Source organism: Gilliamella sp. M0320 (assembly GCF_016101635.1).
Lineage (GTDB): Bacteria > Pseudomonadota > Gammaproteobacteria > Enterobacterales > Orbaceae > Gilliamella > Gilliamella apis.
The window spans coordinates 150,630-176,752 of the sequence record NZ_JACFQD010000004.1; the positions used below are offsets into that span (position 1 = coordinate 150,630).

The following is a 26,123-nucleotide window of genomic DNA, read 5'->3' on the forward strand; positions in this document are numbered from 1 at the left end:
AGATCCTTTTAAATTAAAAATGAAGTTTTAAATCAATCTAAAGTATATATGAGTAAACTTGGTCTGACAGTTACCAATGCTTAATCAGTGAGGCACCTATCTCAGCGATCTGTCTATTTCGTTCATCCATAGTTGCCTGACTCCCCGTCGTGTAGATAACTACGATACGGGAGGGCTTACCATCTGGCCCCAGTGCTGCAATGATACCGCGAGACCCACGCTCACCGGCTCCAGATTTATCAGCAATAAACCAGCCAGCCGGAAGGGCCGAGCGCAGAAGTGGTCCTGCAACTTTATCCGCCTCCATCCAGTCTATTAATTGTTGCCGGGAAGCTAGAGTAAGTAGTTCGCCAGTTAATAGTTTGCGCAACGTTGTTGCCATTGCTGCAGGCATCGTGGTGTCACGCTCGTCGTTTGGTATGGCTTCATTCAGCTCCGGTTCCCAACGATCAAGGCGAGTTACATGATCCCCCATGTTGTGCAAAAAAGCGGTTAGCTCCTTCGGTCCTCCGATCGTTGTCAGAAGTAAGTTGGCCGCAGTGTTATCACTCATGGTTATGGCAGCACTGCATAATTCTCTTACTGTCATGCCATCCGTAAGATGCTTTTCTGTGACTGGTGAGTACTCAACCAAGTCATTCTGAGAATAGTGTATGCGGCGACCGAGTTGCTCTTGCCCGGCGTCAACACGGGATAATACCGCACCACATAGCAGAACTTTAAAAGTGCTCATCATTGGAAAACGTTCTTCGGGGCGAAAACTCTCAAGGATCTTACCGCTGTTGAGATCCAGTTCGATGTAACCCACTCGTGCACCCAACTGATCTTCAGCATCTTTTACTTTCACCAGCGTTTCTGGGTGAGCAAAAACAGGAAGGCAAAATGCCGCAAAAAAGGGAATAAGGGCGACACGGAAATGTTGAATACTCATACTCTTCCTTTTTCAATATTATTGAAGCATTTATCAGGGTTATTGTCTCATGAGCGGATACATATTTGAATGTATTTAGAAAAATAAACAAATAGGGGTTCCGCGCACATTTCCCCGAAAAGTGCCACCTGACGTCTAAGAAACCATTATTATCATGACATTAACCTATAGTATCACGAGGCCCTTTCGTCTTCAAGAATTTTATAAACCGTGGAGCGGGCAATACTGAGCTGATGAGCAATTTCCGTTGCACCAGTGCCCTTCTGATGAAGCGTCAGCACGACGTTCCTGTCCACGGTACGCCTGCGGCCAAATTTGATTCCTTTCAGCTTTGCTTCCTGTCGGCCCTCATTCGTGCGCTCTAGGATCCTCCGGCGTTCAGCCTGTGCCACAGCCGACAGGATGGTGACCACCATTTGCCCCATATCACCGTCGGTACTGATCCCGTCATCAATGAACCGGACTGCTCCCCTCCCATTGCGCCATACCAGATAGTCGGCCCCGCGCAGTTCATCAGCAATGTCTTCTATAGGTTTCAATCCCTTGACGATTGCAGGAGTCCCGTCTGGCAATGAAACTTTCCAAACGAGGCTGGAAAAGGTGTCCGCAATGAGAACAGGTTGCGAAACGTGCCAATGAGCAGGAAAAACAGGCGGCATGAACATCAACCCCAAGTCAGAGGGTCCAATCGCAGATAGAAGGCAAGGCGTTCGCGGTCGGGGGCTTCGATCCCCAATACATTGAATAGGACAGCGAAGGCGCGCTCTGCTTCATCTGGCGCTGCCCAGTTCTCTTCGGCGTTAGCAATCATGAGTGCCAAATCGGCATAGCGATCTGCTGTTCCGAGCCGCCCAAGGTCGATCAGACCCGTGCATTGAAGAGTTTTAGGGTCCACCATGAAGTTCGGCATGCAGGGATCACCATGGCAAACAACCATATCGGTGCGCTCTTGGTCGAGCCGCACCGGTAGCTCTCGTTCGACACGAGCCAAAAGATCGAGCTGCGGCGTACTCTTGTCCTCGTCCGGTAAGAAGTCGGGATTGACGGCATTGCGGGACACCACATCAACGGCGCGTCCGAACATTCGCGACAGCCTGCGCTCAAACGGACATTGATCAACCGATAGGCTGTGAACAGCGCCAAGTTGCTGCCCCATTGACGGCCACGCTTTGAGCAAATCCGCTCCAGACAGATCAGCCGCCGGTACTCCCGGAATTGCCGTTATCACCAAGCATGCACCCTCCTGTTCCTCCTGCCAGTTGATGACCTCGGGGCAAGCCACACCTCGACCTTTGAGCCAAATGAGGCGGTCACGCTCTCCAGCGAGCTCACCGCGGCGGGAAGCAGGTGCGATTTTCGCGAAGGCATGCCCGTCACCACGTCGAAAAACAAAATCACCAGATTCTCCGCCTCTGACAGGCAACCAGTCAGAATGCGATTCACCAAAAAAAATATTAGTTCGATTCAATGGAGGTTCCTTCAGTTTTCTGATGAAGCGCGAATATAGAGAAATATCCCGAATGTGCAGTTAACGAATTCTTGCGGTTTCTTTCAGCGCCGCCAATACCGCCAGCCCGTCGCGCAAGGGGCGCGGCTCGTGTGTGCGGATGAAGTCAGCTCCACCTGCGGCGGCGGCAAGCTCTGCAGCGAGTGTCGCGGCCCCGACATCCCCCGGACCACGGCCTGTGAGCGCGCGCAGAAAGGATTTGCGCGAAACAGACAGAAGCACCGGCAAATCGAAGCGCAGCCGCAATTCATCGAACCGCGCCAGCACCGAGAGCGAGGTTTCGGGAGCAGCCCCCAGAAAAAACCCCATGCCGGGATCAAGGACAAGGCGGTTGCGTTTGATACCGGCACCCGTCAGCGCCGCGATGCGCGCGTCAAAGAACGCCGCAATGTGATCCATGATGTCGCCAGCGGGTGCCTCGCGCCGATCTGCCTGCCCGTCTTGCACCGAATGCATAACGACGAGTTTGGCAGATGATTTCGCCAATTGCGGATAGAACGCAGCGTCTGGAAAACCGCGAATATCATTGAGATAGGCCACACCACGCGACAAGGCATAGGCTTGCGTCGCGGGTTGATAACTGTCGAGCGAGACGGGAATGCCATCTGCCTTGAGCGCGTCCAGCACCGGCGCGATACGCGCGATTTCTGTGTCGGACGAAACAGGCGCGGCGTCGGGATTGCTGGATGCCGGACCGAGGTCGATCACATCTGCCCCCTCGGCCATCAGCTTACGCGCCTGCGCAATGGCTGCGTCTGGCGCCAGATACCGGCCTCCATCGGAGAAACTGTCCGAGGTTATGTTGACGATGCCGAAAATGATGAGCGATTTATTCATGGGGGCTTCTATAATAATAATAATCGAGCATGAGTATCATACGGATGCTCGGGTCGAAAGGGAATCCCCAGGCGAGTAACCTGTTTGCGGTGATCCATTAGCTGCAGGAGCAGAATAGCATACATCTGGAAGCAAAGCAAGGAAAGCGGCCTATGGAGCTGTGCGGCAGCGCTCAGTAGGCAATTTTTCAAAATATTGTTAAGCCTTTTCTGAGCATGGTATTTTTCATGGTATTACCAATTAGCAGGAAAATAAGCCATTGAATATAAAAGATAAAAATGTCTTGTTTACAATAGAGTGGGGGGGGTCAGCCTGCCGCCTTGGGCCGGGTGATGTCGTACTTGCCCGCCGCGAACTCGGTTACCGTCCAGCCCAGCGCGACCAGCTCCGGCAACGCCTCGCGCACCCGCTGGCGGCGCTTGCGCATGGTCGAACCACTGGCCTCTGACGGCCAGACATAGCCGCACAAGGTATCTATGGAAGCCTTGCCGGTTTTGCCGGGGTCGATCCAGCCACACAGCCGCTGGTGCAGCAGGCGGGCGGTTTCGCTGTCCAGCGCCCGCACCTCGTCCATGCTGATGCGCACATGCTGGCCGCCACCCATGACGGCCTGCGCGATCAAGGGGTTCAGGGCCACGTACAGGCGCCCGTCCGCCTCGTCGCTGGCGTACTCCGACAGCAGCCGAAACCCCTGCCGCTTGCGGCCATTCTGGGCGATGATGGATACCTTCCAAAGGCGCTCGATGCAGTCCTGTATGTGCTTGAGCGCCCCACCACTATCGACCTCTGCCCCGATTTCCTTTGCCAGCGCCCGATAGCTACCTTTGACCACCATGGCATCAGCGGTGACGGCCTCCCACTTGGGTTCCAGGAACAGCCGGAGCTGCCGTCCGCCTTCGGTCTTGGGTTCCGGGCCAAGCACTAGGCCATTAGGCCCAGCCATGGCCACCAGCCCTTGCAGGATGCGCAGATCATCAGCGCCCAGCGGCTCCGGGCCGCTGAACTCGATCCGCTTGCCGTCGCCGTAGTCATACGTCACGTCCAGCTTGCTGCGCTTGCGCTCGCCCCGCTTGAGGGCACGGAACAGGCCGGGGGCCAGACAGTGCGCCGGGTCGTGCCGGACGTGGCTGAGGCTGTGCTTGTTCTTAGGCTTCACCACGGGGCACCCCCTTGCTCTTGCGCTGCCTCTCCAGCACGGCGGGCTTGAGCACCCCGCCGTCATGCCGCCTGAACCACCGATCAGCGAACGGTGCGCCATAGTTGGCCTTGCTCACACCGAAGCGGACGAAGAACCGGCGCTGGTCGTCGTCCACACCCCATTCCTCGGCCTCGGCGCTGGTCATGCTCGACAGGTAGGACTGCCAGCGGATGTTATCGACCAGTACCGAGCTGCCCCGGCTGGCCTGCTGCTGGTCGCCTGCGCCCATCATGGCCGCGCCCTTGCTGGCATGGTGCAGGAACACGATAGAGCACCCGGTATCGGCGGCGATGGCCTCCATGCGACCGATGACCTGGGCCATGGGGCCGCTGGCGTTTTCTTCCTCGATGTGGAACCGGCGCAGCGTGTCCAGCACCATCAGGCGGCGGCCCTCGGCGGCGCGCTTGAGGCCGTCGAACCACTCCGGGGCCATGATGTTGGGCAGGCTGCCGATCAGCGGCTGGATCAGCAGGCCGTCAGCCACGGCTTGCCGTTCCTCGGCGCTGAGGTGCGCCCCAAGGGCGTGCAGGCGGTGATGAATGGCGGTGGGCGGGTCTTCGGCGGGCAGGTAGATCACCGGGCCGGTGGGCAGTTCGCCCACCTCCAGCAGATCCGGCCCGCCTGCAATCTGTGCGGCCAGTTGCAGGGCCAGCATGGATTTACCGGCACCACCGGGCGACACCAGCGCCCCGACCGTACCGGCCACCATGTTGGGCAAAACGTAGTCCAGCGGTGGCGGCGCTGCTGCGAACGCCTCCAGAATATTGATAGGCTTATGGGTAGCCATTGATTGCCTCCTTTGCAGGCAGTTGGTGGTTAGGCGCTGGCGGGGTCACTACCCCCGCCCTGCGCCGCTCTGAGTTCTTCCAGGCACTCGCGCAGCGCCTCGTATTCGTCGTCGGTCAGCCAGAACTTGCGCTGACGCATCCCTTTGGCCTTCATGCGCTCGGCATATCGCGCTTGGCGTACAGCGTCAGGGCTGGCCAGCAGGTCGCCGGTCTGCTTGTCCTTTTGGTCTTTCATATCAGTCACCGAGAAACTTGCCGGGGCCGAAAGGCTTGTCTTCGCGGAACAAGGACAAGGTGCAGCCGTCAAGGTTAAGGCTGGCCATATCAGCGACTGAAAAGCGGCCAGCCTCGGCCTTGTTTGACGTATAACCAAAGCCACCGGGCAACCAATAGCCCTTGTCACTTTTGATCAGGTAGACCGACCCTGAAGCGCTTTTTTCGTATTCCATAAAACCCCCTTCTGTGCGTGAGTACTCATAGTATAACAGGCGTGAGTACCAACGCAAGCACTACATGCTGAAATCTGGCCCGCCCCTGTCCATGCCTCGCTGGCGGGGTGCCGGTGCCCGTGCCAGCTCGGCCCGCGCAAGCTGGACGCTGGGCAGACCCATGACCTTGCTGACGGTGCGCTCGATGTAATCCGCTTCGTGGCCGGGCTTGCGCTCTGCCAGCGCTGGGCTGGCCTCGGCCATGGCCTTGCCGATTTCCTCGGCACTGCGGCCCCGGCTGGCCAGCTTCTGCGCGGCGATAAAGTCGCACTTGCTGAGGTCATCACCGAAGCGCTTGACCAGCCCGGCCATCTCGCTGCGGTACTCGTCCAGCGCCGTGCGCCGGTGGCGGCTAAGCTGCCGCTCGGGCAGTTCGAGGCTGGCCAGCCTGCGGGCCTTCTCCTGCTGCCGCTGGGCCTGCTCGATCTGCTGGCCAGCCTGCTGCACCAGCGCCGGGCCAGCGGTGGCGGTCTTGCCCTTGGATTCACGCAGCAGCACCCACGGCTGATAACCGGCGCGGGTGGTGTGCTTGTCCTTGCGGTTGGTGAAGCCCGCCAAGCGGCCATAGTGGCGGCTGTCGGCGCTGGCCGGGTCGGCGTCGTACTCGCTGGCCAGCGTCCGGGCAATCTGCCCCCGAAGTTCACCGCCTGCGGCGTCGGCCACCTTGACCCATGCCTGATAGTTCTTCGGGCTGGTTTCCACTACCAGGGCAGGCTCCCGGCCCTCGGCTTTCATGTCATCCAGGTCAAACTCGCTGAGGTCGTCCACCAGCACCAGACCATGCCGCTCCTGCTCGGCGGGCCTGATATACACGTCATTGCCCTGGGCATTCATCCGCTTGAGCCATGGCGTGTTCTGGAGCACTTCGGCGGCTGACCATTCCCGGTTCATCATCTGGCCGGTGGTGGCGTCCCTGACGCCGATATCGAAGCGCTCACAGCCCATGGCCTTGAGCTGTCGGCCTATGGCCTGCAAAGTCCTGTCGTTCTTCATCGGGCCACCAAGCGCAGCCAGATCGAGCCGTCCTCGGTTGTCAGTGGCGTCAGGTCGAGCAAGAGCAACGATGCGATCAGCAGCACCACCGTAGGCATCATGGAAGCCAGCATCACGGTTAGCCATAGCTTCCAGTGCCACCCCCGCGACGCGCTCCGGGCGCTCTGCGCGGCGCTGCTCACCTCGGCGGCTACCTCCCGCAACTCTTTGGCCAGCTCCACCCATGCCGCCCCTGTCTGGCGCTGGGCTTTCAGCCACTCCGCCGCCTGCGCCTCGCTGGCCTGCTGGGTCTGGCTCATGACCTGCCGGGCTTCGTCGGCCAGTGTCGCCATGCTCTGGGCCAGCGGTTCGATCTGCTCCGCTAACTCGTTGATGCCTCTGGATTTCTTCACTCTGTCGATTGCGTTCATGGTCTATTGCCTCCCGGTATTCCTGTAAGTCGATGATCTGGGCGTTGGCGGTGTCGATGTTCAGGGCCACGTCTGCCCGGTCGGTGCGGATGCCCCGGCCTTCCATCTCCACCACGTTCGGCCCCAGGTGAACACCGGGCAGGCGCTCGATGCCCTGCGCCTCAAGTGTTCTGTGGTCAATGCGGGCGTCGTGGCCAGCCCGCTCTAATGCCCGGTTGGCATGGTCGGCCCATGCCTCGCGGGTCTGCTCAAGCCATGCCTTGGGCTTGAGCGCTTCGGTCTTCTGTGCCCCGCCCTTCTCCGGGGTCTTGCCGTTGTACCGCTTGAACCACTGAGCGGCGGGCCGCTCGATGCCGTCATTGATCCGCTCGGAGATCATCAGGTGGCAGTGCGGGTTCTCGCCGCCACCGGCATGGATGGCCAGCGTATACGGCAGGCGCTCGGCACCGGTCAGGTGCTGGGCGAACTCGGACGCCAGCGCCTTCTGCTGGTCGAGGGTCAGCTCGACCGGCAGGGCAAATTCGACCTCCTTGAACAGCCGCCCATTGGCGCGTTCATACAGGTCGGCAGCATCCCAGTAGTCGGCGGGCCGCTCGACGAACTCCGGCATGTGCCCGGATTCGGCGTGCAAGACTTCATCCATGTCGCGGGCATACTTGCCTTCGCGCTGGATGTAGTCGGCCTTGGCCCTGGCCGATTGGCCGCCCGACCTGCTGCCGGTTTTCGCCGTAAGGTGATAAATCGCCATGCTGCCTCGCTGTTGCTTTTGCTTTTCGGCTCCATGCAATGGCCCTCGGAGAGCGCACCGCCCGAAGGGTGGCCGTTAGGCCAGTTTCTCGAAGAGAAACCGGTAAGTGCGCCCTCCCCTACAAAGTAGGGTCGGGATTGCCGCCGCTGTGCCTCCATGATAGCCTACGAGACAGCACATTAACAATGGGGTGTCAAGATGGTTAAGGGGAGCAACAAGGCGGCGGATCGGCTGGCCAAGCTCGAAGAACAACGAGCGCGAATCAATGCCGAAATTCAGCGGGTGCGGGCAAGGGAACAGCAGCAAGAGCGCAAGAACGAAACAAGGCGCAAGGTGCTGGTGGGGGCCATGATTTTGGCCAAGGTGAACAGCAGCGAGTGGCCGGAGGATCGGCTCATGGCGGCAATGGATGCGTACCTTGAACGCGACCACGACCGCGCCTTGTTCGGTCTGCCGCCACGCCAGAAGGATGAGCCGGGCTGAATGATCGACCGAGACAGGCCCTGCGGGGCTGCACACGCGCCCCCACCCTTCGGGTAGGGGGAAAGGCCGCTAAAGCGGCTAAAAGCGCTCCAGCGTATTTCTGCGGGGTTTGGTGTGGGGTTTAGCGGGCTTTGCCCGCCTTTCCCCCTGCCGCGCAGCGGTGGGGCGGTGTGTAGCCTAGCGCAGCGAATAGACCAGCTATCCGGCCTCTGGCCGGGCATATTGGGCAAGGGCAGCAGCGCCCCACAAGGGCGCTGATAACCGCGCCTAGTGGATTATTCTTAGATAATCATGGATGGATTTTTCCAACACCCCGCCAGCCCCCGCCCCTGCTGGGTGTTTGCTGAAGAGGGTTTTGGCGGGTGTTGCTTTGTGCTGATGGCGGATTCTGATATAGCCCACCGTGTAATAGTCAGGAAAGGGATGTACAAGGGCAACTAACGCATGGCGATGTTGTCATTAAAGGAAGTGACTTAACCGCAGGAGAAGCAATTATTATCGATGCTAACCGTCATGTTGCTATTGAAACCTCGGCAGATAAACAATTGGAGCACAGTAAAACAACGAGTAAAAATTGGAGTGCCACGACAGCAGCGCCGACAGCGGGTTCATCGGTACGATTTATCAACGGCAGTCCAAATCATGGTGCGGGTATCTTACCTTATGGTAGTGAAAGCTCTGGTAATCGAAGTAATAGTGATGTAGTGGGTCAAAATGCCTCCACGCTCACGGCAAATAACATTGCTATCAATAGCCGTGAAGGCAATATCGACATAAAAGGAAGCCTATTAAACTCACAATATGATATTAATTTACATGCAGCAAAAGGCCATGTAGATATTAGCGCCAGCACCAATCAATCACACAGTGAAAATAAAGGTTACCATAAAGTGATTGGTGAGCTTGGTGGCGATGGCTATAGTGGCACAGTTGGTTACCAACATTCACGATATAAAGAGTTAGAAGATAAAGCAACACAAAGTAATATTCGCAGTGGACTTAACAGTACAAAAGGCAATATTAATGTCGTTGCAGGTGATGATGTTAAACTGGCGGGTGTTGATATTAGTGCCGGTAAATCTGTCAACCTCACGGGTAAAAATGTCATTATGGAAACCAGTGAAGACAGTCTGCACCAAAAAACGCAGAGCAGTAATAAACAATATGGTGTTACGGTTTCTACCTCCGGCTATGCGGTTACAGCGGCACAGTCAATTGAAAAGGCCGCCAAAGCAATTGAAAATAAGGAAGACAAACGTTTAGCGGCGATTTATATGGCACAAGCTGGGGTGAATGCCGCACAAGCTAATTTAACGGCGGCTGATTCCTCAGCGGAAATAAACCGACCAACCGTAAATGCTGAAAATAATGCTAATGATGGTGATGGTGGTTCTGCCTCTTTAATTAAAGTCAATGTAAGTGTAACGGCAGATAACTCAAAACAGAAAACAGAGTATCACAACAACGCCCAAACTGGCACGGTGATCCATGCGGGTCAAAATGTGAATATCAATGCAGAAGAGAACATTGAAGGGAAAGGCGTTGATATTACCGGGCAAAACATCAATCTCAATGCGGGGAATGATATCAAATTTGATGCCGCCCACAGCACTGAAAAATTGAAAAGCACGGATTCAGGCAGTCACTATGGTGCCGGTGTTGGCTTTGGATTAGTGGGCGGGCAAAATGGTTTTTCAATTGAGTTAGCCGCCAGTCAATCCAAAGGTAAAGAAAACGGTACCAGTGATATCAATCACAACAGCACCATCACCGCCAGTAATACACTTAACATCCAGAGTGGTCGTGATGTTATTTTAACGGGCGCGGAGCTGTCTGGTGAGCAAGTCATTGCCGATATAGGTCGTAACTTAACCATCAGTAGTGAACAAGATAAAGAAAAATATGATGCTAAACACACCAGTGTTGGTGCAAGTGCCAGCATCTGTGTACCGCCATTTTGCTATGGTGCAAGTAGTGCGAGTGCTAATTTTGCTCAAGACCGGATGAAGAGTAATTATGAATCGGTTAACGAGCAATCGGGCATATTTGCTGGCAGTGGAGGTTATGATATTACTGTGGGTGAACATACCCAACTAAATGGTGCGGTGATAGCCTCTGAAGCTGAACGGTCAAAAAATCGCTTAGATACCGGCACTATTGGCTTTAATGATATTAAAAACAAAGCGGAATATGATGTCAGCAGCATCTCTGGCTCTGTTGGGGTAAGTAAAGGACCTGGTAGTGGTGGTTTTTCACCGACCAGTGGCCAACCAACCATTTATTACCACAACGATGAAGCCTCGAATATTACCCATGCGGCAATTAGTGACGGTGAATTAATCATTCGTGACCCAGATAAGCAAACACAAGATATTAATTAACTCAGTCATGATACCGAAAATGCCCATAGCAAACTCAAACCAATCTTTAATAAAGAGGATGAACAGACCAGATTAAACATTGTCACGAGCTTAAAAGAGTTAGGAGAACAGGTAAAAGAGCTTGAACGCACTATTCATAAAGATGCCGGTAAAGACTCCCAAGATGGCAAAATGGGCAATGACTTTAGTAAAGGCGTTGACTCAGCCGTATCGATTATTACCGGCATTATCACCGGCGATATGACCGGCGGCTTAGCTGGCGCTAGTGCACCATGGTTAGCGGAGCAGATAAAGATACAAGCCGGTGATAACGAAACCGCGAGGTTAGTTGCTCATGCAATACTTGGTGCGGTAGTTGCTGAGCTACAAGGCAACTCAGCATTATCTGGTGGAGCCGGTGCAGTGGCCGGTGAAGTTGCAGCAGATATCATCCGCAAACAACTGTATGGCAAAGAAGTCAAAGATTTAACCGAAGAAGAAAAACAAACCATCAGCGCATTATCTCAACTAGCATCCGGCCTTGCGGTAGCTGCCGGCGGTGGTAATTTTGGCGATGCCAGTGCGGCTATTAGTAGCAGTAAAAATGCGGTTGAGAATAATTATTTAAACTCAGATGAGCATCAAACCAAAAAAGGTTTAGAATACAAAGAAAGAAAAGGTATATTAACAGATGAAGAAAAAATGGAATTACTTGAACTTCGTCTTAAAGATGATAGTTTAAGTGATGCATTAATAAATGCGTGTATTGATGTAAATAGTGATGAATGCCATGTGGAACGCCAGAAAGCCTACGATGCTTTAAAAACTTATAAGTATTTAACTTATTCAAATCCTCCAAATGCTCAAATTGGTTACCAAGAAATTGAGCATTTATTGAACAGCACATCAGCAGCAGCAAATGAATTCCATGCTATTTATAATGGATATGTAGTAAGTTTTAAAAGTTTTGGTTACAGTGATGAAGAAGCTCAAGTAATGGCTGGTAGAACCATTGCAATAATGATGATGATTAATGGTTTGGAAGGGCATTTTGCTTTACCTATAATAAATAGAGCATTAAAAGGAAGTAAATTATCAACGGCCAATAAAAGTAAAACTAGTAATATAACGGGAAAATTAGATAAAGATTATTTTGAATCAGTATATGGAAAAGAAAACGTTCAACAAGGTGGTGGAAATTATAAAGAAACAAAGGATAATATAAATAATAATCATGCAGCAAATCAACAGGCTAATAAAAGCAGTAATTTTGATGAACATGTAGTAAATGAGAAAGGCTTGGGGAATGCAGGAAAGCAAACAAATAGATTCGAACCTACAACATTAAGTGAATTACACTCTGATCTTATTTCTAAAGGCTTTCAATTAAAAGGAACTAGTACTGGAGGATATACAACTTATAAACATCCTGACGGACGTATTGTTACAGTAAAACCTACTGGTGAGGTTATCCCTACGAAACCTAAGATTGCGGAAAATGGTAAGAAATACAATGAAAGAACTGACTATGAATTTAATAGATTGAAAGATCAAAGTCATTCAACTGGTCATTTTATCAATAGGGATAAATAATATATGAAAGATCATTATTTGAAATTGGTTGACGTTAATTTATCGTTTTTTTCTGTTAAATTAGATAAAAATGAAGCTAATATAGAAATTTTAAATATGGATAATGGCGACAAGGTTTGCACCATTAATATAAATAACATTATCACATTACAATATCAAAATAATATTGATGAAGAGGATATTTTACCTGCATATATAGGTGAACTTGAGATATTAAAGAACTCAGATGATAATGTATATTATTTAAAGATGCAAGGTTGGGTAGATTTATCCTTAGTTTGTGTAAATTGTTCTATAAGTTATCCATATACAATATAGTTGTTCATCAAGATTCTTCGCCCAAAGAAGGGGGAAAATCTTTGTTTGTACTTTTTATTGCTGAAATTTAAGGGAGATAACTCTGAACCTGATCTAATTCTTGGATGATAACTTATCTATGATATCATAAACAGTATAATTAGCTTACGCAGTGTTTTACTTGTGGTTATTACAGTTTTTGCCGCAGGATAAGGGGCTAGTCATGATTAGTTTTGTCATAAAGTATCGAATATTTTATAAAAAAAGTAACACACATCCTTCATACACATAACCAAAGCAAAAAACATAAAGCAGTTTTATTAACTTGAGCTAAAAAATTTCAAAATGTCCATATAGAAAGATGTGCTATCAAATGTGCATCCTTCTATTTATTTTTACAAATAAACCTCAATAAACCAAATCAAAATAACCATTATCTAAAATATAATCAAAAAATTAGGATAATTGTTGATAGCAGTTTTTCACCAACCAGTGGCCAACCAACCATTTATGACCACAACGATGAAGCCTCGAATATTACCCACGCGGCAATCAGTGACGGTGAGTTAATCATTCGTGACCAAGATAAACAAACACAAGATATTAATGAACTCAGTCATGATACCGAAAATGCCCATAGCAAACTCAAACCAATCTTTAATAAAGAGGATGAACAGACCAGATTAAACATTGTCACGAGCTTAAAAGAGTTAGGAGAACAGGTAAAAGAGCTTGAACGCACTATTCATAAAGATGCCGGTAAAGACTCCCAAGATGGCAAAATGGGCAATGACTTTAGTAAAGGCGTTGACTCAGCCGTATCGATTATTACCGGCATTATCACCGGCGATATGACCGGCGGCTTAGCTGGCGCTAGTGCGCCATGGTTAGCGGAGCAGATAAAGATACAAGCCGGTGATAACGAAACCGCGAGGTTAGTTGCTCATGCAATACTTGGTGCGGTAGTTGCTGAGCTACAAGGCAACTCAGCATTATCTGGTGGAGCCGGTGCAGTGGCCGGTGAAGTTGCAGCAGATATCATCCGCAAACAACTGTATGGCAAAGAAGTCAAAGATTTAACCGAAGAAGAAAAACAAACCATCAGCGCATTATCTCAACTAGCTACTGGTCTTGCCATAGCCGCTGGCGGTGGTAATATTAGCGATGCTAGCACAGCAATTCGTAGCAGTAAAAATGCGGTTGAGAATAATTATTTGAGTGTAAATGAAGCTAAGCGAAAAGCTTATTTGACTTAGATAAAGCCAAACTATCTAGGTGAGGAATTAACAGAAGATGAAAAGAAAGAATTAGAAAATCTCAATAAACTAGATAAAGAACGAGATCAAATTTTACAGGATAATTGTTCATTGGGTAACATCTCAAGCTCAGCTTGTAAAGGATTGCTGCAAGAAGCATGGGAAATGCAGAATGAATATGAAAAAGAGGTTGCTAGAAGTTTAACAAATGCTGATTTATATAGAGAAGACTCAAAAAATCTTAACGAAGCATTAGTCGGTTTAGATCCCAACAGCATTATTCATTTAATTTCAATTGAAGCAATTGCAAAAGAGACAGGTAGAGATGTAAAAGATGTTGCTCAACAGTATAAATATGTTATGGCTGCACATGGAATTGTATCTTCATTGGCTGGTTTGTATGGAGGAGTAAATTTTACGCAACCAAATACCAATATAGGTAAACCCGGTAATATTGTTAATAAGGTTGATGATATTGCTGTAAAAGGGAGTATTCCCGAAATTAAAGGTACTCAAGTCGGATTAAGAGATCCTGCTCAAATTGATTTAATGAAAAGCGATATGCTAAACGGAAGTTTTGAGTTCACGGCTACAAGAGGAAAAATTGCAGGATATATTGATAGTAAAGGAAATTATTATATTACCGGAGGTCATCATAGAATGGCAGCAGCTCAAGAAATATACAAAACTACAGGTGATGCAACATATATCCATAAGCTATTAGAAAATGGTAAATGGGATAAAACTAATAAAGTCCCTGTTGATGCACGGCCTCTACCAACAAGGAAACCATGATGAAGAAAAATGAAATATATGTGGAAATGTTAGGACGAACATTAACTTATATAAGAAACGTGCAGTCACAAGACTCGATTAGAAAGGCGAAAGATATATCATGTTATTATGAGGCTGAATTAGTTCATAATTTATTAATTACTATTTTTGATGCTGAATTTGAGCAGCATGATATTTGGTTTTTAAATCATCAGGCTCGATATTATTATGAGAACTGTAATACCGAAATATCTATTAATTATGATAAGCAAGTTAGTTTTATTAAAGAACTCTTTGCTATGGTTCCTGTAGAACTTAAAAATAAGCTGACATGGAATGGACCCATATAATTTGATCCATTACATGCCATTAGTGAAGTTAACCTCAACTCAATGATAGGGTGGATTCTGACTATCCGTTTTACTGATTAAGCTTAACGGTGATATCACAGATGCGCTGCTGGGTCTGTTGTATCTCTTCGAGTAACTTACGGTTATCCGTCTGGTGTTTAGGTTCGGTGATGATGACTAAACAACCCTGCATCACCCGGATAATCAGCGGTGTACCGGTGGTAAACCCGGCCTGATTTAGCCATTTACCCTTAAGATGAATAGCCGGAATACTGTCATCACTGCGGGACGGCAGATAACCAACGGTGTAATGCCGTTCAATCTTGCTCATCTGGACAATCATCTTATCCAGCGTAGAATATACCTTAGTCATAATAACTACTCCTATAGTTGTTGTGATTAGTAGGTTAGCGGTGGTGGTACACCGTTAATCTGCGTCTATTTTACTGCTCTTCTTTAGCCGCCTTGTCTTATTCAATCAACTGCTTAGCCTGATGTTTTAAAATAATGCTGGAAAAGGCACGACGAGTACAGAAAGTAAAGTAGGAGAGTATCTCGAAGACTTTAAACCATCACCAACACCGACCGAGTTAGTTCAACAACAAGCTGGTAAAGGTACTCAGGTAACAATCAATACCGATCACATCTTAAATGGTGAGATTAAGACTTATAAAAACGGCAAAAAGGTTGGTACAGGAGGACATTATTTAAAAGATCCAAATATTAAAGTAGATAAGTGGACAGGTGAAGCCGATGCAAATGGTGTCACGAAAGGATATATATCGGTCAGAGATCCTGCTACAGGTAAGTGGTATGAAAAGCAGGCTGAAACAACATTCTTCCCTAAGCATTGGTCTAAACGTCAAACTGAAAAGGAAATAAAAAGTGCTTTTGAAAATTCAAAAAGAATACCAAACACAGAAATGTGGGAAGGAACGTCTTCAAGTGGTTTAAAAATGCAAGGATTTTATAAAAAACCTGATGGAACAGGAGCAACAGCATGGCCTATTTATGGGAAAAAATAATATGTTAAATGATAAAATTATATTCTGGTGGGATAATTCAAGTTTTCTTCCTACAGGTGGAAAACTTGTAAAACATCCTAACAGCAAAAAGATATTTGGCTTTGGAGCAAGAGAAATAGCTGATTGGCTAAGAGTTGATATTCAATATTCAATAAACTCAGTCAATATCTGGATTAATAATCTAACCGATTTAGCGAATAGTCGAGCACCAGATGGCATGTTTGGTGTTGGTAATGCTCATTGGGTATTAATTACCGGCGATTATGTATTTATTGGTACTGAATATGTTGAAGAGCAACAGGTTATCCTTACTAGGGAACAGCTTTTATATGTTCTGGAACAATATAAAGCCTTTTTAGAAGGGAACTATGAAGATCCTAATAATCCACCCGCTCCGATAGATGTAGAGTTTATTGCCGAAGGGCAAGAGGCGGTTGATCTCTATAATAGTTTAGAAGGAAGTCATCAAGTTTTCTATCTTGAATAACAAGGATGAGTAGACCAAATAAAACATTGTCACGAGCTTAAAAGAGTTAGGAGAGCAGGTAAAAGAGCTCGAACGCACTATTCATAAAGATGCCGGTAAAACGTTAACTCCTGATTTTAATGCTCAGGAAAGCTATCTGAATGGTCAAAAGGTAAAATGGGGAACAGACAGGAGTGTAAGACCAGATTTTTGTAATGGTACTACTTGTTCAATAGAAGTAAAAAATTATGATATACAAAATAATATTAATGGTTTGATTGATAATGTTTCCAAACAAGCCATTGAGAGAAAAGAACATTTACCGCCAGATATGGAACAAACAGTTGTAATAGATATTCGCGGTCAAAAAATAACTGCCGCACAGCAATTTAAAATAAAACAGGGTATAAAAAATAAATCAAATGGAATAATTAAGCCTGAACAAATTGAATTTAAAACAAAATAGGAGGTAAGTAAATTGTGTTAATAAAAATTGGTTTCAGAGGTGGTGGTTTAGTTTATGAATTAGGTACAGATAGTGATATGCGGCTATTTTTTGACTGTATTTCATATTATGTTCTACCTAAATATCCTGACCAAAATTGGTCATTAATTACTGACCGCTTATATCGCCGTTATTTAAGATTAGAAGAGTTAGATGCCGCCGTAGCATTAATGAAATTGGTAGAAAAAGAGTTTAAACAGTTGGATAGAGAAGCATTTGATTGGAGTAAAATATTATCAGGTCAAGTTAAAAGTGATTTAGATAGAGCTAAATCAACTTTATTTGAAATTTTTAGTAAATATTTTGAAGCATTTTATGAGTGTATTGAATCTGCTATAAGAAATTATGAATGGTTTAAATCAGATCCCGATTATAAATATCAACCGGTAATGGTAGCATATACTACAATACCGGATTTAATTACCTACAAGCTGATCCCTTTATCTGTTTTCGATAATTTACAACCTGATGAAAAACCAATTTGGTGGACAGGTAAAATTCCTAAAACCACAACTTAGTTACTTTTTAACTTACCTCTAATCCCCTTTACCTAAAAATTTTAAGGAAAGGGGGGGATAGATATTATTACTGATTTTAATTTCACATTAATGTTGTTTTATTGAGTTCGTTTAGTATGTCAAAATCCTGATGTCTAAAATTATCTTCAGCGACTTATTATTGCTTTATTAATAGCCCACGGATATTCAAATATCAATAAGAAGGTATACACTCCTCAATTATTTTTACAAAATAAACCTAAATAAAGCAACTCAAAATAACCATTATCTAAAAAATAATTAACCAATTAGAATGGTTGTTGGTAGTAATGTTTTTTCACCGACCAGTGGCCAACCAACCATTTATGACTATAACGATGAAGTACTGCATATCATTCAACAATAAGTAATGATGAATTAATCATGTTGCTATATTTTATTAGGGAAAATATAAAATAAACATTTCTAAGTCACATATGCAAGTCACTAACTTTTACCTAGGTATGACAAAGATTACGCCTAGATAGTTGATAACAGAAACAATTTCACTATTAACTATCTTTTTACATGACACTATTGATCTATCATTTATTATGTTTTTAGTGACTTTGCCTGCTTTCTATTCGCATTACAGTCAGAATTATTGCATAATACACGGCGAATAAAATGCAGAATCTAAAGGTATAAATATGGAACTTCTTTGCCCTGCCGGCTCGTTACCATCATTAAAAATAGCAATCGATAACGGTGCTGATGCCGTTTATATTGGTTTGAAAGATGATACCAATGCTCGCCATTTTGCGGGATTAAATTTTAATGAAAAGCGTTTAATTGAAGCATCTGAATATGTACATAAGCATGGTAAAAAGTTACACATCGCAATTAATACCTTCGCTCATCCGGAAAACTTTGAACGCTGGCAATATGCAGTCGATACAGCAGCAAACATTGGTGCCGATGCCCTAATCATTGCTGATTTAGCCATGCTTGATTATGCAGCCGAAAAACATCCTAATCTTGAACGCCATGTTTCGGTTCAAGCATCATCAACCAATGAAGAATCAATCAAGTTTTATCATAATAACTTCCAGGTACATCGTATTGTTTTACCGCGAGTGTTATCCATGCATCAAGTGAAACAGTTATCACAAGTCTCTCCAGTACCATTGGAAGTATTTGCATTCGGCAGTCTATGTATTATGGCGGAAGGTCGCTGTTATTTATCCTCATATTTAACCGGTGAATCCCCCAATACCGTAGGAGCCTGTTCACCAGCGAAATTTGTCCGTTGGGAAGAGACCGATAAAGGACTTGAATCTAGACTGAATAATGTATTAATCGATTGCCATAAGAAAGGTGAAAATGCGGGTTACCCAACCTTATGTAAAGGACGCTATTTTGTTGGCGATGAACTGTATCACCCGATTGAAGAACCAACAAGTTTAAATACCATTGAACTGTTACCTGAACTATTTGCGGCTAATATTGCCTCAGTAAAAATTGAGGGTCGGCAGCGTAGTCCAGCTTATGTGGAACAAGTGACCAAAGTTTGGCGACAAGCTATTGATCGCTATAAAGCGAATCCTCAAACATTCCAAGCAGAAAAGAACTGGATGGATACATTAGGATCAGTATCAGAAGGCACACAAACGACATTAGGTGCTTACCACCGTAAATGGCAATAAAATATAAACATATTTACTCATGTTTACCAATAAAATAAATATGATACTCATCTAAATGACTTTTGATATTAGCGTTAGAAAACAGCTATCAAACATTGACTATTTAAAATAATTAAATACAGATATAGTGAGCAAGACTATGAAATATGCGTTAGGCCCTGTACTTTATTATTGGCCTAAAATTGAAACCGAAGCCTTTTACCAAGCAGCGAAAGATAGTGACGCAGATATTATTTATATGGGCGAAACAGTATGTACCAAACGTCGGGAAATGAAAGTACCCAATTGGTTAGATTTAGCCAAAGAAATTGCTAAATCCGGTAAACAAGTCGTACTTTCTACCCTAGCACTGCTTGAAGCACCATCAGAACTAATTGATTTAAAACAATTAGTTAATAATGGTGATTTTTTAATTGAAGCTAATGATTTGGCGGCAATTAATATTGCTCATGACAATAATTTACCTTTTATCGCTGGTCCGGCAATTAACTGTTATAACGCATTAACCCTAAAATTGTTACAAAAACAAGGTATGGTGCGTTGGTGTATGCCAGTTGAACTTTCTCGCGATTGGTTAAGCAATGTTTTAAAACAATTTGACGCATTGAGAGTTGAGCGCAATTTTGAAGTTGAAGTATTTAGCTATGGTTATCTACCATTAGCCTATTCTGCCCGCTGTTTTACAGCTAGATCGGAAGATAAACCAAAGGATAAATGTGAGACTTGCTGTATTAAATATCCCGTTGGTCGAGAAGTATTTTCTCAAGAACAACAAAAAGTATTTGTTCTTAACGGTATTCAAACACAAAGTGGCTACTGTTATAACTTAGGTAACAATCTAAAAGAGATGAAAGGATTAGTTGATATCGTGCGTATTTCTCCGCTTGGAATTGAAACACTCGAGGTAGTTAAGCAATTTAGAGCTAATGAAGAAGGACTAAATCCTTTACACATTGAACATAAACGAGACTGTAACGGTTATTGGAATGGAATTGCAGGACTTGAACTTACACAATAATATGCTGCTACTCGAAAAATTTAGGGCGGATTTCCCTGCCCTAGCTAGCCATAATGTGTATCTTGATTCAGCAGCTACAGCGCTAAAACCGCAAACCATGATCGATGCAACTGTTGAGTATTACGGGCATAACACTGCAACAGCGCAACGTAGCTTGCATCAAGATGCGCTACAAGTCACCGCTACGATTGATCAAACTAGGCAAAATATTGCTGATCTACTTCATGCTAAGTCAAATTGTGAAATAATTTGGACTCGTGGCACAACCGAATCAATCAACTTAATTGCTCAAAGTTATGCTAGAACACAATTACATATAGGTGATGAGATCATTGTTAGTGAGTTAGAACATCACAGCAACTTGTTACCTTGGCTTATTGTGGCGAAACAAACTGGCGCCAAGATCATTAAATGGTCAGCAGATATTGATGAGCTTTCAAGATTACTCTCAGCTAAAACCAAAATTGTTGCCATAACTCAAATGTCTAACGTTACTGGTTTTTGTCCAGATTTAGCCAAAATTAGCCAACTAGTTCATCAAACCAATGCGGTATTAGTCGTGGATGGCGCTCAAGGCGTTGTACATCATCCGATTGATGTTGAAAAATTAAATATCGATTTTTATGCCTTTTCTGCTCATAAGCTATATGGCCCAACTGGATTGGGGATACTATATGGAAAACAACATTTACTCAAGCAAATGGATGTTTGGCATGGTGGTGGAAAAATGTTAAAAACGGCTTCATTTACCGAATTTACAGTTGAAGATCTTCCCTATAAATTTGAAGCGGGTACGCAAAATATAGCTGGTATTATTGGTTTTAAAGCAACCTTAGATTGGTTAACAAAGTGGAATGAAACACAATTAGAAAGTTATATAACACAATTAGCTGACTATACTGAATCAAAATTAAGTCAATTAACCAATATACAATTTTATAGTGTTAAAAATAGTCCTATAATTAGTTTTAATATACAAAACATTCATCATAATGATGTCGCTATTTTATTAAGCGAACAAAATATTGCCATCCGAACCGGTGAATTGTGTGCTAAACCACTTATGGATAAACTTGGTTGTCATGGTGTTATTCGCATTTCACTTATGCCATATAATAATCAGCACGATATTGATCATTTTATTACAGCATTACAAAATGCCATTGAATTACTCACTTAAACTCTAGCCAGTAGTTAATCAAAGAAACGTTAATGACTTGTTCAATCACTAATCGGTTTTAATTATGCTATCACAACAAACTTTATTTGAATTATTTTCTAAACAACATAACTGGCAAGATCGTTATAGACAATTAATTGCCTTAGCAAAACAATTACCTGATTTTCCGGATATAAAAAAAATAGAATCCAACCAAATTTATGGTTGTGAAAATCGGGTATGGCTAACTAATGAAAAACAATTAGATAATACTTTTACCTTTCAAGGTGATAGTGAAGGTAGAATCGTAAAAGGATTGTTAGCTATTTTAATCATTATTGCCAATCATAAAACAGCAGAACAAATCCAAAGCATCGATTTTCTTGCAATATTAAAGCAATTAAAAATTACTGATGAGTTGAGCCAATCTCGGCTACAAGGGATTGAAAAAATAATTGAGCGTATTAAGTTAGCGGGTAGCTAGTAAAAAAGGGAGAATAATTTCTCCCTTTTTAAAGCTTTTTAGCTTTTACAATTAGTGATTAACGTATAGTAAATAATGTAACAACTTTCTTAACACCAGCAACTTTACTTGCAACAGTAGCGGCTTCTTGCCCTTCTTCACTGCTAACAATACCGATTAAAAATACCTCACCATTTTCAGTAACGACTTTGATATTACGTGCTTTTGTTTTGGAATTTAGTGTAAGTTGGGATTTAACTTTGGTGGTTATCCACATATCATTGGTGATTGTTCCTGCTCCAACCGGTTCTCCAGCACGAATTTGGTTATAAACTTTCTTAACTCCTTCAACTTGATAAGCTAGACGTTCAGCTTTTTCAATTTGTTCGGCATTGGCTTGGCCAGTCAAAATAATATTGCCATCATAAGTACTTGAAGATATACGAGAGCCAATAAAAAAAGGACCATTTTCACTTAATTTACTGTTCATTCTGGTGTTCAGGGTCGTATCATCAACTTGTGTTCCTGTGGTACGCGGATCGGTGGCAACTTTTGCGGTAGCACCAGCACCGACGCCAATAACAGCAGCAACACACCCTTGTAACATTAATGTGCTAGTTACTAATGCTGTTACTAAAATAAATTTTTTCATTATCACTCCTTTTATTTACTACCCAGTAGAATTCAAATACTGATGAACAGTTTTTATTATGCCTTGTAGATATAGTTTTGCAAAATAATTTTATTATTTTAAAAGATAAAGTATTTCGATTTTTTAGCTAACCTATAGTAAAAAAATAAATAGTCTAATTGCCTTAACAAATATTTATTTTTTTATCAAATCTGTTATCTTTTGATAAAAAGTCGTATAAAAAATAAATGGAATAAAGCTATGAATCAAGATTATATTGATTGGTTATATGGTCTATCAGCACCAATGGTTGCCTTAAATAAAGAGTGTGGCGCAAGTTATACATCACCCTTTTTTTTTCCTGAGGATAAATATACCGATTTGAAACAAGACTGGGGTATTGATTCGCGAGAAACACTATTAGCAATGGTTTTTAATATGGTCGATGATGGTCATGCAACAGCCTTATCTAAACATTATTTTATGTATCCTCGCCTATCGGCATTAGATTGGTTAAATTATATCGAGAAACAGAGCGATTACGATAAAGTTTTGCTCGAATTTGTTGAACAGACTTATTCCGAATGTGGCACAGGAGGCATCCGTAGTTGGGATTACGCACGTATGGGATATATATTGCGTAATGGCATCACCAATAAATTTATTACTGAAGAAGAAGCCCTTTGGATTTTGTATAGAATAGGACTGCGAGCACAATACTATTATTCATCATGGCAAAGTTATTTTTCTGGTTGGTTTGTCGGTTATCAATATTGGGAATCATTGACTAATAAAGAAGATTTAGAAAGATTACGTTGTGACTTATGCCGTTCATCCCAAACATGGACTATGACTAAATTGTATAGCGACGAAGATTCCCCTTATCATCACCTGCCTTGGCATATTGAGATAGAAGAATTGGAAAAACCTGAATCATTAATGGAGTATGCTTGGTCATGAATAACAATTTTTGGCAATTATTAGCAATTGAGAAAACTACCGATATCGCCGTGATTCGACAAGCATATCGGGCAAAACTACCTGAATATCATCCTGAAACAGATCCTGATGGTTTTAAAGCGCTACGCGAAGCCTATGAATTAGCAATGCAGTATGCAAAATCACCAGAATCAATAACTGAAGAATTAAATCAAGAAAATCTCGCTGAAGAGGTCATAAAACCCCTCACCGCAGAAGAGCAACAAGTCAAAGAAATCTGTGATAACTATCAAGCATTACTCGATGATCCGGCTCGATGCCATGATGTGAATGAGTGGCATAAATTTGTTGCTACATTTTATGATTACCCAATGTCTATACTGGAAATGGCTAAATGGAAAATGTTAGATATCAGTTATGACACAGTAACAATTTCACTATCATGTGTGAAGATATTAGCTGATAATCTACGCTGGCGTCAGCAAATAAATAGTTATTCGCCCAACGACACTGATATGTATGAGAATTTTTTTGATCATATTGATCGTGGTGACTTTTTTGATTATGACAGCTTACCAAGGACGAATAAAGCCATACAAAATGTAACCATCGACTATGCTCGTTGTGCTAGATGGCTTTTCTGGGAAAAACCAGCAGTGGAGTTAGCTGAATATTTATCTATTCATACTGTAGTTTACTTACCTGATAATCCCGAGTTCATGCAAGAATTAGCCGATTGGTATTATTTTGCTAAATCGCCAAATAGAGGATTATTAGATTATGCCTTAACTTGTATTGACGATCCTAATCAAGAACAGCAAATACAAGAACAATGGAAAGCCGTCGCCGCAATGCAGTATTCACTGCTTGAAGACGAACAAAATGCCTTATTACTTTGGTTAGAACTTTATCGTTTACCGCAATATCAAGAAAAGGCGACCAGCTGGTTAATGTTATGGTGTTCCAAGAATCGGGTTGATTATCTACCATTATTAATTCTGGCATTAAACCAATCTTATTGTTTAACGGCAGAAGATCAGGAAACTTATATATATAGTATTCCGCAATTTACGCCATCAACAATTTCTCGACTACTGAAATTTAGGAAACAAAACTACAGCAATGAAATTGCGGCTGTTATAACCTGGGCTCTGGATAATCATTGGAATTATCGTCAAGTTCTACACACTTTATTATGCGATGATGGAAACAATCGGTTATATCGTTTATACCGACATGCAATCATGCTACGACATGGTAATAAAACACTTTTGCAAGAAATCTTAGCTGACTCGAGTGAAGATGAATTTGAACAATTTATTCTACAAAATTTACAGCGTCAAGCTAGACAACACCTTGAATGGCTAACTAATTTGCCACCCGTTCAGGAGTTTAAACAATGGTTGTACCAAAGTGATGAAAATGCAACTATCCCGACTAAATTTGATCCAGATAACGAAAAAGGCAATCAGTTTTTATATGGTCGATTATGGTTAGATAGATTCGATGATATCCCATTTGTCGCCAAATTACATTTATACCGCAATGTAACTTATCGAAATATGGAAATGTTTGATTGGCCGGTATATTATCAATTTAGGGGGTTTAATAATTTACCTAAATCACCTGAACAATCAATTATTGAGGCTGATAAGAATGCTTATTGGCAATGGTATCGTTACTGTTTATTAGCCATTACTATTGCCAATTCACCAATTAAAGCCGCAGACTTTATTCGTGAAAAAGATAACTTATTTTTACTCCCAGAAAATGATCCGCTAGTGCCGCTGATCAATACCTTTAAGTCTAACGAATGGCAAAATGATACACAATTATATAATTTAATCGATACTGATAACCAGTTGATTGGCAGTATGTTGGTTAATTATCCAAATTCAATTGAGACGTTTACCGACTCGCCAGAAGAAGTTAATTGGGATGAAATTGAACAAATAGTTGAACAAAGATGGGCAAATAAACTAGCCAACAAACCAGTAAGTTGTTTAATGTTACTGTATATGATTGTTTTTGATAAACCAAATCAAAAAACAAAACTACACCAAATACTACAAAAACTTGCTGGCGATGATCTACAGTTAAAAAAACTTGCTAACGCATTTTGTGATAAATTATCTATTCCATCATCCCTTAAAAAACATAATGATGAATTGCAAAACATAGATAAATTATATGCTATAAATAAAAAGTTAGACAAAGATGATTCGCTATGCGAAGAAGAAGATATCGAAGTACTAGAAGAAATTGGACAAAATAATGATAATAATAGCATAATTAAATTATCCTCAGCATTGCTGTTAGCCAAAAATATGGATCACCAGAAAAAGCTGCAATCAAAATCATTTCCGCCAAATGAATGGTGGCAAATTTGGCGTTGGAAGGGGCGAACAAATTTAACTGGTTTCTTAAAACAAATGGGCTACGTCAGTTTACCTTTATTTTTTCTAATAATAGGAGCAGCAGGAAAAACTAATTTAGATCACCCAATTATGCTTGTATTATGCGGATTAGCAACAATCAATAGTGTTTTGGCAATAAAACGACGCTTAAATGACTGTTATTCTAATGGAGGTATCTACTATTTTATATCCGCCACAATTTTATTACCATTGCTATTATTGCCGTGTTGGCTTTCAACTGTTAATGAAACCAACCGCTACGGACCACCAATACAAAAATAATTAGAAAAAATGAATCATCTACA

The 26,123-nt window shown here is 43.8% G+C and carries 28 protein-coding genes and 4 pseudogenes; 18 read left to right on the forward strand and 14 right to left on the reverse strand.

The features are described from left to right. Window positions 1-70 precede the first annotated feature (70 nt). From H3T83_RS06720 to H3T83_RS11385, 12 genes and pseudogenes are all read right to left on the reverse strand, one after another. The gene (locus H3T83_RS06720; RefSeq protein ID WP_000027057.1) at window positions 71-931 is read right to left on the reverse strand and encodes a broad-spectrum class A beta-lactamase TEM-1; all 861 of its coding nucleotides are present in this window, start codon (window positions 929-931) and stop codon (window positions 71-73) included. A 173-nt stretch (window positions 932-1,104) separates the two neighbouring features. Beyond that, a pseudogene (locus tag H3T83_RS11550) lies at window positions 1,105-1,398 on the reverse strand (helix-turn-helix domain-containing protein); the annotation flags it as partial. Then, window positions 1,384-1,596 (reverse strand): annotated as a pseudogene (locus H3T83_RS11370) (aminoglycoside phosphotransferase family protein); the annotation flags it as partial. The pseudogenes H3T83_RS11550 and H3T83_RS11370, both read right to left, overlap by 15 nt. Then, window positions 1,596-2,399, reverse strand: a complete 804-nt coding sequence (aph(3'')-Ib, locus tag H3T83_RS06730) for an aminoglycoside O-phosphotransferase APH(3'')-Ib (protein WP_001082319.1) — start codon at window positions 2,397-2,399, stop codon at window positions 1,596-1,598. The pseudogene H3T83_RS11370 and the gene aph(3'')-Ib, both read right to left, overlap by 1 nt. A 60-nt stretch (window positions 2,400-2,459) precedes the next feature. Then, a complete protein-coding gene (gene sul2, locus H3T83_RS06735; protein ID WP_001043260.1) occupies window positions 2,460-3,275 on the reverse strand; it encodes a sulfonamide-resistant dihydropteroate synthase Sul2 in 816 nt (271 codons plus the stop codon). 307 nt (window positions 3,276-3,582) lie between these two features. Beyond that, a complete protein-coding gene (gene repC / locus H3T83_RS06740; RefSeq protein ID WP_000240536.1) occupies window positions 3,583-4,434 on the reverse strand; it encodes a replication protein C, IncQ-type in 852 nt (283 codons plus the stop codon). After that, window positions 4,421-5,260: a helicase RepA family protein gene (locus H3T83_RS06745; RefSeq protein WP_000190708.1), complete on the reverse strand. Its 840-nt coding sequence runs from the start codon at window positions 5,258-5,260 to the stop codon at window positions 4,421-4,423. Before H3T83_RS06745 ends, repC begins: the two co-directional genes overlap by 14 nt. A gap of 29 nt (window positions 5,261-5,289) precedes the next feature. Next, window positions 5,290-5,496 (reverse strand): plasmid repression protein F, encoded by a 207-nt coding sequence (gene urfF, locus H3T83_RS06750; RefSeq protein WP_007857788.1) that lies wholly within the window; start codon window positions 5,494-5,496, stop codon window positions 5,290-5,292. Window position 5,497: 1 nt separating this feature from the next. After that, complete coding sequence (locus H3T83_RS06755) at window positions 5,498-5,710, reverse strand: hypothetical protein (RefSeq protein WP_000455501.1); 213 nt, start codon at window positions 5,708-5,710, stop codon at window positions 5,498-5,500. A 60-nt stretch (window positions 5,711-5,770) separates the two neighbouring features. After that, window positions 5,771-6,742 (reverse strand): DNA-primase RepB domain-containing protein, encoded by a 972-nt coding sequence (locus tag H3T83_RS11375; protein WP_010890158.1) that lies wholly within the window; start codon window positions 6,740-6,742, stop codon window positions 5,771-5,773. After that, the gene (locus H3T83_RS11380) at window positions 6,739-7,152 is read right to left on the reverse strand and encodes an IncQ-type mobilization protein MobB (protein ID WP_010890157.1); all 414 of its coding nucleotides are present in this window, start codon (window positions 7,150-7,152) and stop codon (window positions 6,739-6,741) included. Before H3T83_RS11380 ends, H3T83_RS11375 begins: the two co-directional genes overlap by 4 nt. A 154-nt stretch (window positions 7,153-7,306) precedes the next feature. Then, a pseudogene (locus H3T83_RS11385) lies at window positions 7,307-7,900 on the reverse strand (MobA/MobL family protein); the annotation flags it as partial. A gap of 198 nt (window positions 7,901-8,098) precedes the next feature. Here H3T83_RS11385 and H3T83_RS06765 point away from each other — a divergent pair. The 8 genes and pseudogenes from H3T83_RS06765 to H3T83_RS06795 all read left to right on the forward strand — a co-directional run bounded on the left by H3T83_RS06765 (window position 8,099) and on the right by H3T83_RS06795 (window position 15,013). Next, window positions 8,099-8,383, forward strand: coding sequence for a mobilization protein C (locus H3T83_RS06765; protein WP_000238497.1), 285 nt, complete (start codon window positions 8,099-8,101; stop codon window positions 8,381-8,383). Window positions 8,384-8,835: 452 nt separating this feature from the next. Next, a pseudogene (locus tag H3T83_RS11555) lies at window positions 8,836-8,985 on the forward strand (hemagglutinin repeat-containing protein); the annotation flags it as partial. Window positions 8,986-9,036: 51 nt separating this feature from the next. Next, window positions 9,037-10,764 (forward strand): hemagglutinin repeat-containing protein, encoded by a 1,728-nt coding sequence (locus H3T83_RS11560; RefSeq protein WP_370528016.1) that lies wholly within the window; start codon window positions 9,037-9,039, stop codon window positions 10,762-10,764. Between the two features lie 171 nt (window positions 10,765-10,935). Further along, window positions 10,936-12,336 (forward strand): VENN motif pre-toxin domain-containing protein, encoded by a 1,401-nt coding sequence (locus tag H3T83_RS06775; protein WP_198215391.1) that lies wholly within the window; start codon window positions 10,936-10,938, stop codon window positions 12,334-12,336. A gap of 3 nt (window positions 12,337-12,339) precedes the next feature. Further along, entirely contained in the window at window positions 12,340-12,654 is a 315-nt protein-coding gene (locus tag H3T83_RS06780) for a hypothetical protein (RefSeq protein WP_086353747.1), read from the forward strand. A 761-nt stretch (window positions 12,655-13,415) separates the two neighbouring features. Beyond that, window positions 13,416-13,889: a VENN motif pre-toxin domain-containing protein gene (locus tag H3T83_RS06785; protein WP_198215392.1), complete on the forward strand. Its 474-nt coding sequence runs from the start codon at window positions 13,416-13,418 to the stop codon at window positions 13,887-13,889. Further along, window positions 13,890-14,684, forward strand: a complete 795-nt coding sequence (locus tag H3T83_RS06790) for a DUF6862 domain-containing protein (RefSeq protein WP_370528017.1) — start codon at window positions 13,890-13,892, stop codon at window positions 14,682-14,684. Further along, window positions 14,684-15,013, forward strand: a complete 330-nt coding sequence (locus tag H3T83_RS06795) for a hypothetical protein (protein WP_034901483.1) — start codon at window positions 14,684-14,686, stop codon at window positions 15,011-15,013. Before H3T83_RS06790 ends, H3T83_RS06795 begins: the two co-directional genes overlap by 1 nt. A 70-nt stretch (window positions 15,014-15,083) precedes the next feature. Here the strand turns inward: H3T83_RS06795 and H3T83_RS06800 are convergent, their stop codons facing one another. Next, complete coding sequence (locus H3T83_RS06800; protein ID WP_065577908.1) at window positions 15,084-15,386, reverse strand: SymE family type I addiction module toxin; 303 nt, start codon at window positions 15,384-15,386, stop codon at window positions 15,084-15,086. A gap of 286 nt (window positions 15,387-15,672) precedes the next feature. On the opposite strand from H3T83_RS06800, the gene H3T83_RS11565 reads away from it, so the two are divergent. From H3T83_RS11565 to csdE, 8 genes are all read left to right on the forward strand, one after another. After that, window positions 15,673-16,038, forward strand: a complete 366-nt coding sequence (locus H3T83_RS11565) for an EndoU domain-containing protein (protein WP_370528018.1) — start codon at window positions 15,673-15,675, stop codon at window positions 16,036-16,038. After that, complete coding sequence (locus H3T83_RS06810) at window positions 15,995-16,525, forward strand: hypothetical protein (protein WP_133052408.1); 531 nt, start codon at window positions 15,995-15,997, stop codon at window positions 16,523-16,525. Before H3T83_RS11565 ends, H3T83_RS06810 begins: the two co-directional genes overlap by 44 nt. Window positions 16,526-16,778: 253 nt before the next feature. Next, complete coding sequence (locus H3T83_RS06815; protein ID WP_198215394.1) at window positions 16,779-16,970, forward strand: hypothetical protein; 192 nt, start codon at window positions 16,779-16,781, stop codon at window positions 16,968-16,970. A gap of 14 nt (window positions 16,971-16,984) precedes the next feature. Next, entirely contained in the window at window positions 16,985-17,527 is a 543-nt protein-coding gene (locus H3T83_RS06820) for a hypothetical protein (RefSeq protein WP_198215395.1), read from the forward strand. Window positions 17,528-18,195: 668 nt separating this feature from the next. Then, window positions 18,196-19,191 carry a peptidase U32 family protein gene (locus tag H3T83_RS06825; protein ID WP_065651370.1) on the forward strand — a complete coding sequence of 332 codons (996 nt, stop codon included), beginning with the start codon at window positions 18,196-18,198 and terminating at the stop codon, window positions 19,189-19,191. Between the two features lie 139 nt (window positions 19,192-19,330). Next, window positions 19,331-20,209 (forward strand): U32 family peptidase, encoded by an 879-nt coding sequence (locus tag H3T83_RS06830; protein WP_198215396.1) that lies wholly within the window; start codon window positions 19,331-19,333, stop codon window positions 20,207-20,209. Beyond that, the gene (gene csdA, locus H3T83_RS06835; RefSeq protein ID WP_198215397.1) at window positions 20,178-21,389 is read left to right on the forward strand and encodes a cysteine desulfurase CsdA; all 1,212 of its coding nucleotides are present in this window, start codon (window positions 20,178-20,180) and stop codon (window positions 21,387-21,389) included. Before H3T83_RS06830 ends, csdA begins: the two co-directional genes overlap by 32 nt. 64 nt (window positions 21,390-21,453) lie before the next feature. After that, the gene (csdE, locus tag H3T83_RS06840) at window positions 21,454-21,852 is read left to right on the forward strand and encodes a cysteine desulfurase sulfur acceptor subunit CsdE (protein WP_034901495.1); all 399 of its coding nucleotides are present in this window, start codon (window positions 21,454-21,456) and stop codon (window positions 21,850-21,852) included. Window positions 21,853-21,910: 58 nt separating this feature from the next. On the opposite strand, the gene dolP is transcribed toward csdE, so the two are convergent. Further along, complete coding sequence (gene dolP / locus H3T83_RS06845; RefSeq protein ID WP_086321163.1) at window positions 21,911-22,483, reverse strand: division/outer membrane stress-associated lipid-binding lipoprotein; 573 nt, start codon at window positions 22,481-22,483, stop codon at window positions 21,911-21,913. Window positions 22,484-22,723: 240 nt separating this feature from the next. On the opposite strand from dolP, the gene H3T83_RS06850 reads away from it, so the two are divergent. Then, window positions 22,724-23,422 (forward strand): DUF1266 domain-containing protein, encoded by a 699-nt coding sequence (locus tag H3T83_RS06850; RefSeq protein ID WP_198215398.1) that lies wholly within the window; start codon window positions 22,724-22,726, stop codon window positions 23,420-23,422. Further along, on the forward strand, window positions 23,419-26,100 hold the full coding sequence (locus H3T83_RS06855; protein WP_198215399.1) for a J domain-containing protein: 2,682 nt from the start codon (window positions 23,419-23,421) through the stop codon (window positions 26,098-26,100). Before H3T83_RS06850 ends, H3T83_RS06855 begins: the two co-directional genes overlap by 4 nt. The last annotated feature ends 23 nt before the right edge of the window (window positions 26,101-26,123 follow it).

Excerpts from the sequence above, each read along its gene's own strand:
- H3T83_RS06850 (WP_198215398.1), top strand. The coding sequence starts at position 22,724 with ATGAATCAAGATTATATTGATTGGTTATATGGTCTATCAGCACCAATG.
- H3T83_RS06795 (WP_034901483.1), top strand. The coding sequence starts at position 14,684 with ATGAAGAAAAATGAAATATATGTGGAAATGTTAGGACGAACATTAACT.
- H3T83_RS06745 (WP_000190708.1), bottom strand. The coding sequence starts at position 5,260 with ATGGCTACCCATAAGCCTATCAATATTCTGGAGGCGTTCGCAGCAGCG.
- H3T83_RS06765 (WP_000238497.1), top strand. The coding sequence starts at position 8,099 with ATGGTTAAGGGGAGCAACAAGGCGGCGGATCGGCTGGCCAAGCTCGAA.
- H3T83_RS06775 (WP_198215391.1), top strand. The coding sequence starts at position 10,936 with ATGGGCAATGACTTTAGTAAAGGCGTTGACTCAGCCGTATCGATTATT.
- H3T83_RS06830 (WP_198215396.1), top strand. The coding sequence starts at position 19,331 with ATGAAATATGCGTTAGGCCCTGTACTTTATTATTGGCCTAAAATTGAA.
- H3T83_RS06800 (WP_065577908.1), bottom strand. The coding sequence starts at position 15,386 with ATGACTAAGGTATATTCTACGCTGGATAAGATGATTGTCCAGATGAGC.
- H3T83_RS06810 (WP_133052408.1), top strand. The coding sequence starts at position 15,995 with ATGGAACAGGAGCAACAGCATGGCCTATTTATGGGAAAAAATAATATG.
- H3T83_RS11380 (WP_010890157.1), bottom strand. The coding sequence starts at position 7,152 with ATGAACGCAATCGACAGAGTGAAGAAATCCAGAGGCATCAACGAGTTA.
- H3T83_RS06825 (WP_065651370.1), top strand. The coding sequence starts at position 18,196 with ATGGAACTTCTTTGCCCTGCCGGCTCGTTACCATCATTAAAAATAGCA.
- H3T83_RS06780 (WP_086353747.1), top strand. The coding sequence starts at position 12,340 with ATGAAAGATCATTATTTGAAATTGGTTGACGTTAATTTATCGTTTTTT.
- H3T83_RS11375 (WP_010890158.1), bottom strand. The coding sequence starts at position 6,742 with ATGAAGAACGACAGGACTTTGCAGGCCATAGGCCGACAGCTCAAGGCC.
- H3T83_RS06720 (WP_000027057.1), bottom strand. The coding sequence starts at position 931 with ATGAGTATTCAACATTTCCGTGTCGCCCTTATTCCCTTTTTTGCGGCA.
- sul2 (WP_001043260.1), bottom strand. The coding sequence starts at position 3,275 with ATGAATAAATCGCTCATCATTTTCGGCATCGTCAACATAACCTCGGAC.
- H3T83_RS06855 (WP_198215399.1), top strand. The coding sequence starts at position 23,419 with ATGAATAACAATTTTTGGCAATTATTAGCAATTGAGAAAACTACCGAT.
- H3T83_RS06785 (WP_198215392.1), top strand. The coding sequence starts at position 13,416 with ATGGGCAATGACTTTAGTAAAGGCGTTGACTCAGCCGTATCGATTATT.
- csdE (WP_034901495.1), top strand. The coding sequence starts at position 21,454 with ATGCTATCACAACAAACTTTATTTGAATTATTTTCTAAACAACATAAC.
- urfF (WP_007857788.1), bottom strand. The coding sequence starts at position 5,496 with ATGAAAGACCAAAAGGACAAGCAGACCGGCGACCTGCTGGCCAGCCCT.
- dolP (WP_086321163.1), bottom strand. The coding sequence starts at position 22,483 with ATGAAAAAATTTATTTTAGTAACAGCATTAGTAACTAGCACATTAATG.
- csdA (WP_198215397.1), top strand. The coding sequence starts at position 20,178 with ATGGAATTGCAGGACTTGAACTTACACAATAATATGCTGCTACTCGAA.
- H3T83_RS06755 (WP_000455501.1), bottom strand. The coding sequence starts at position 5,710 with ATGGAATACGAAAAAAGCGCTTCAGGGTCGGTCTACCTGATCAAAAGT.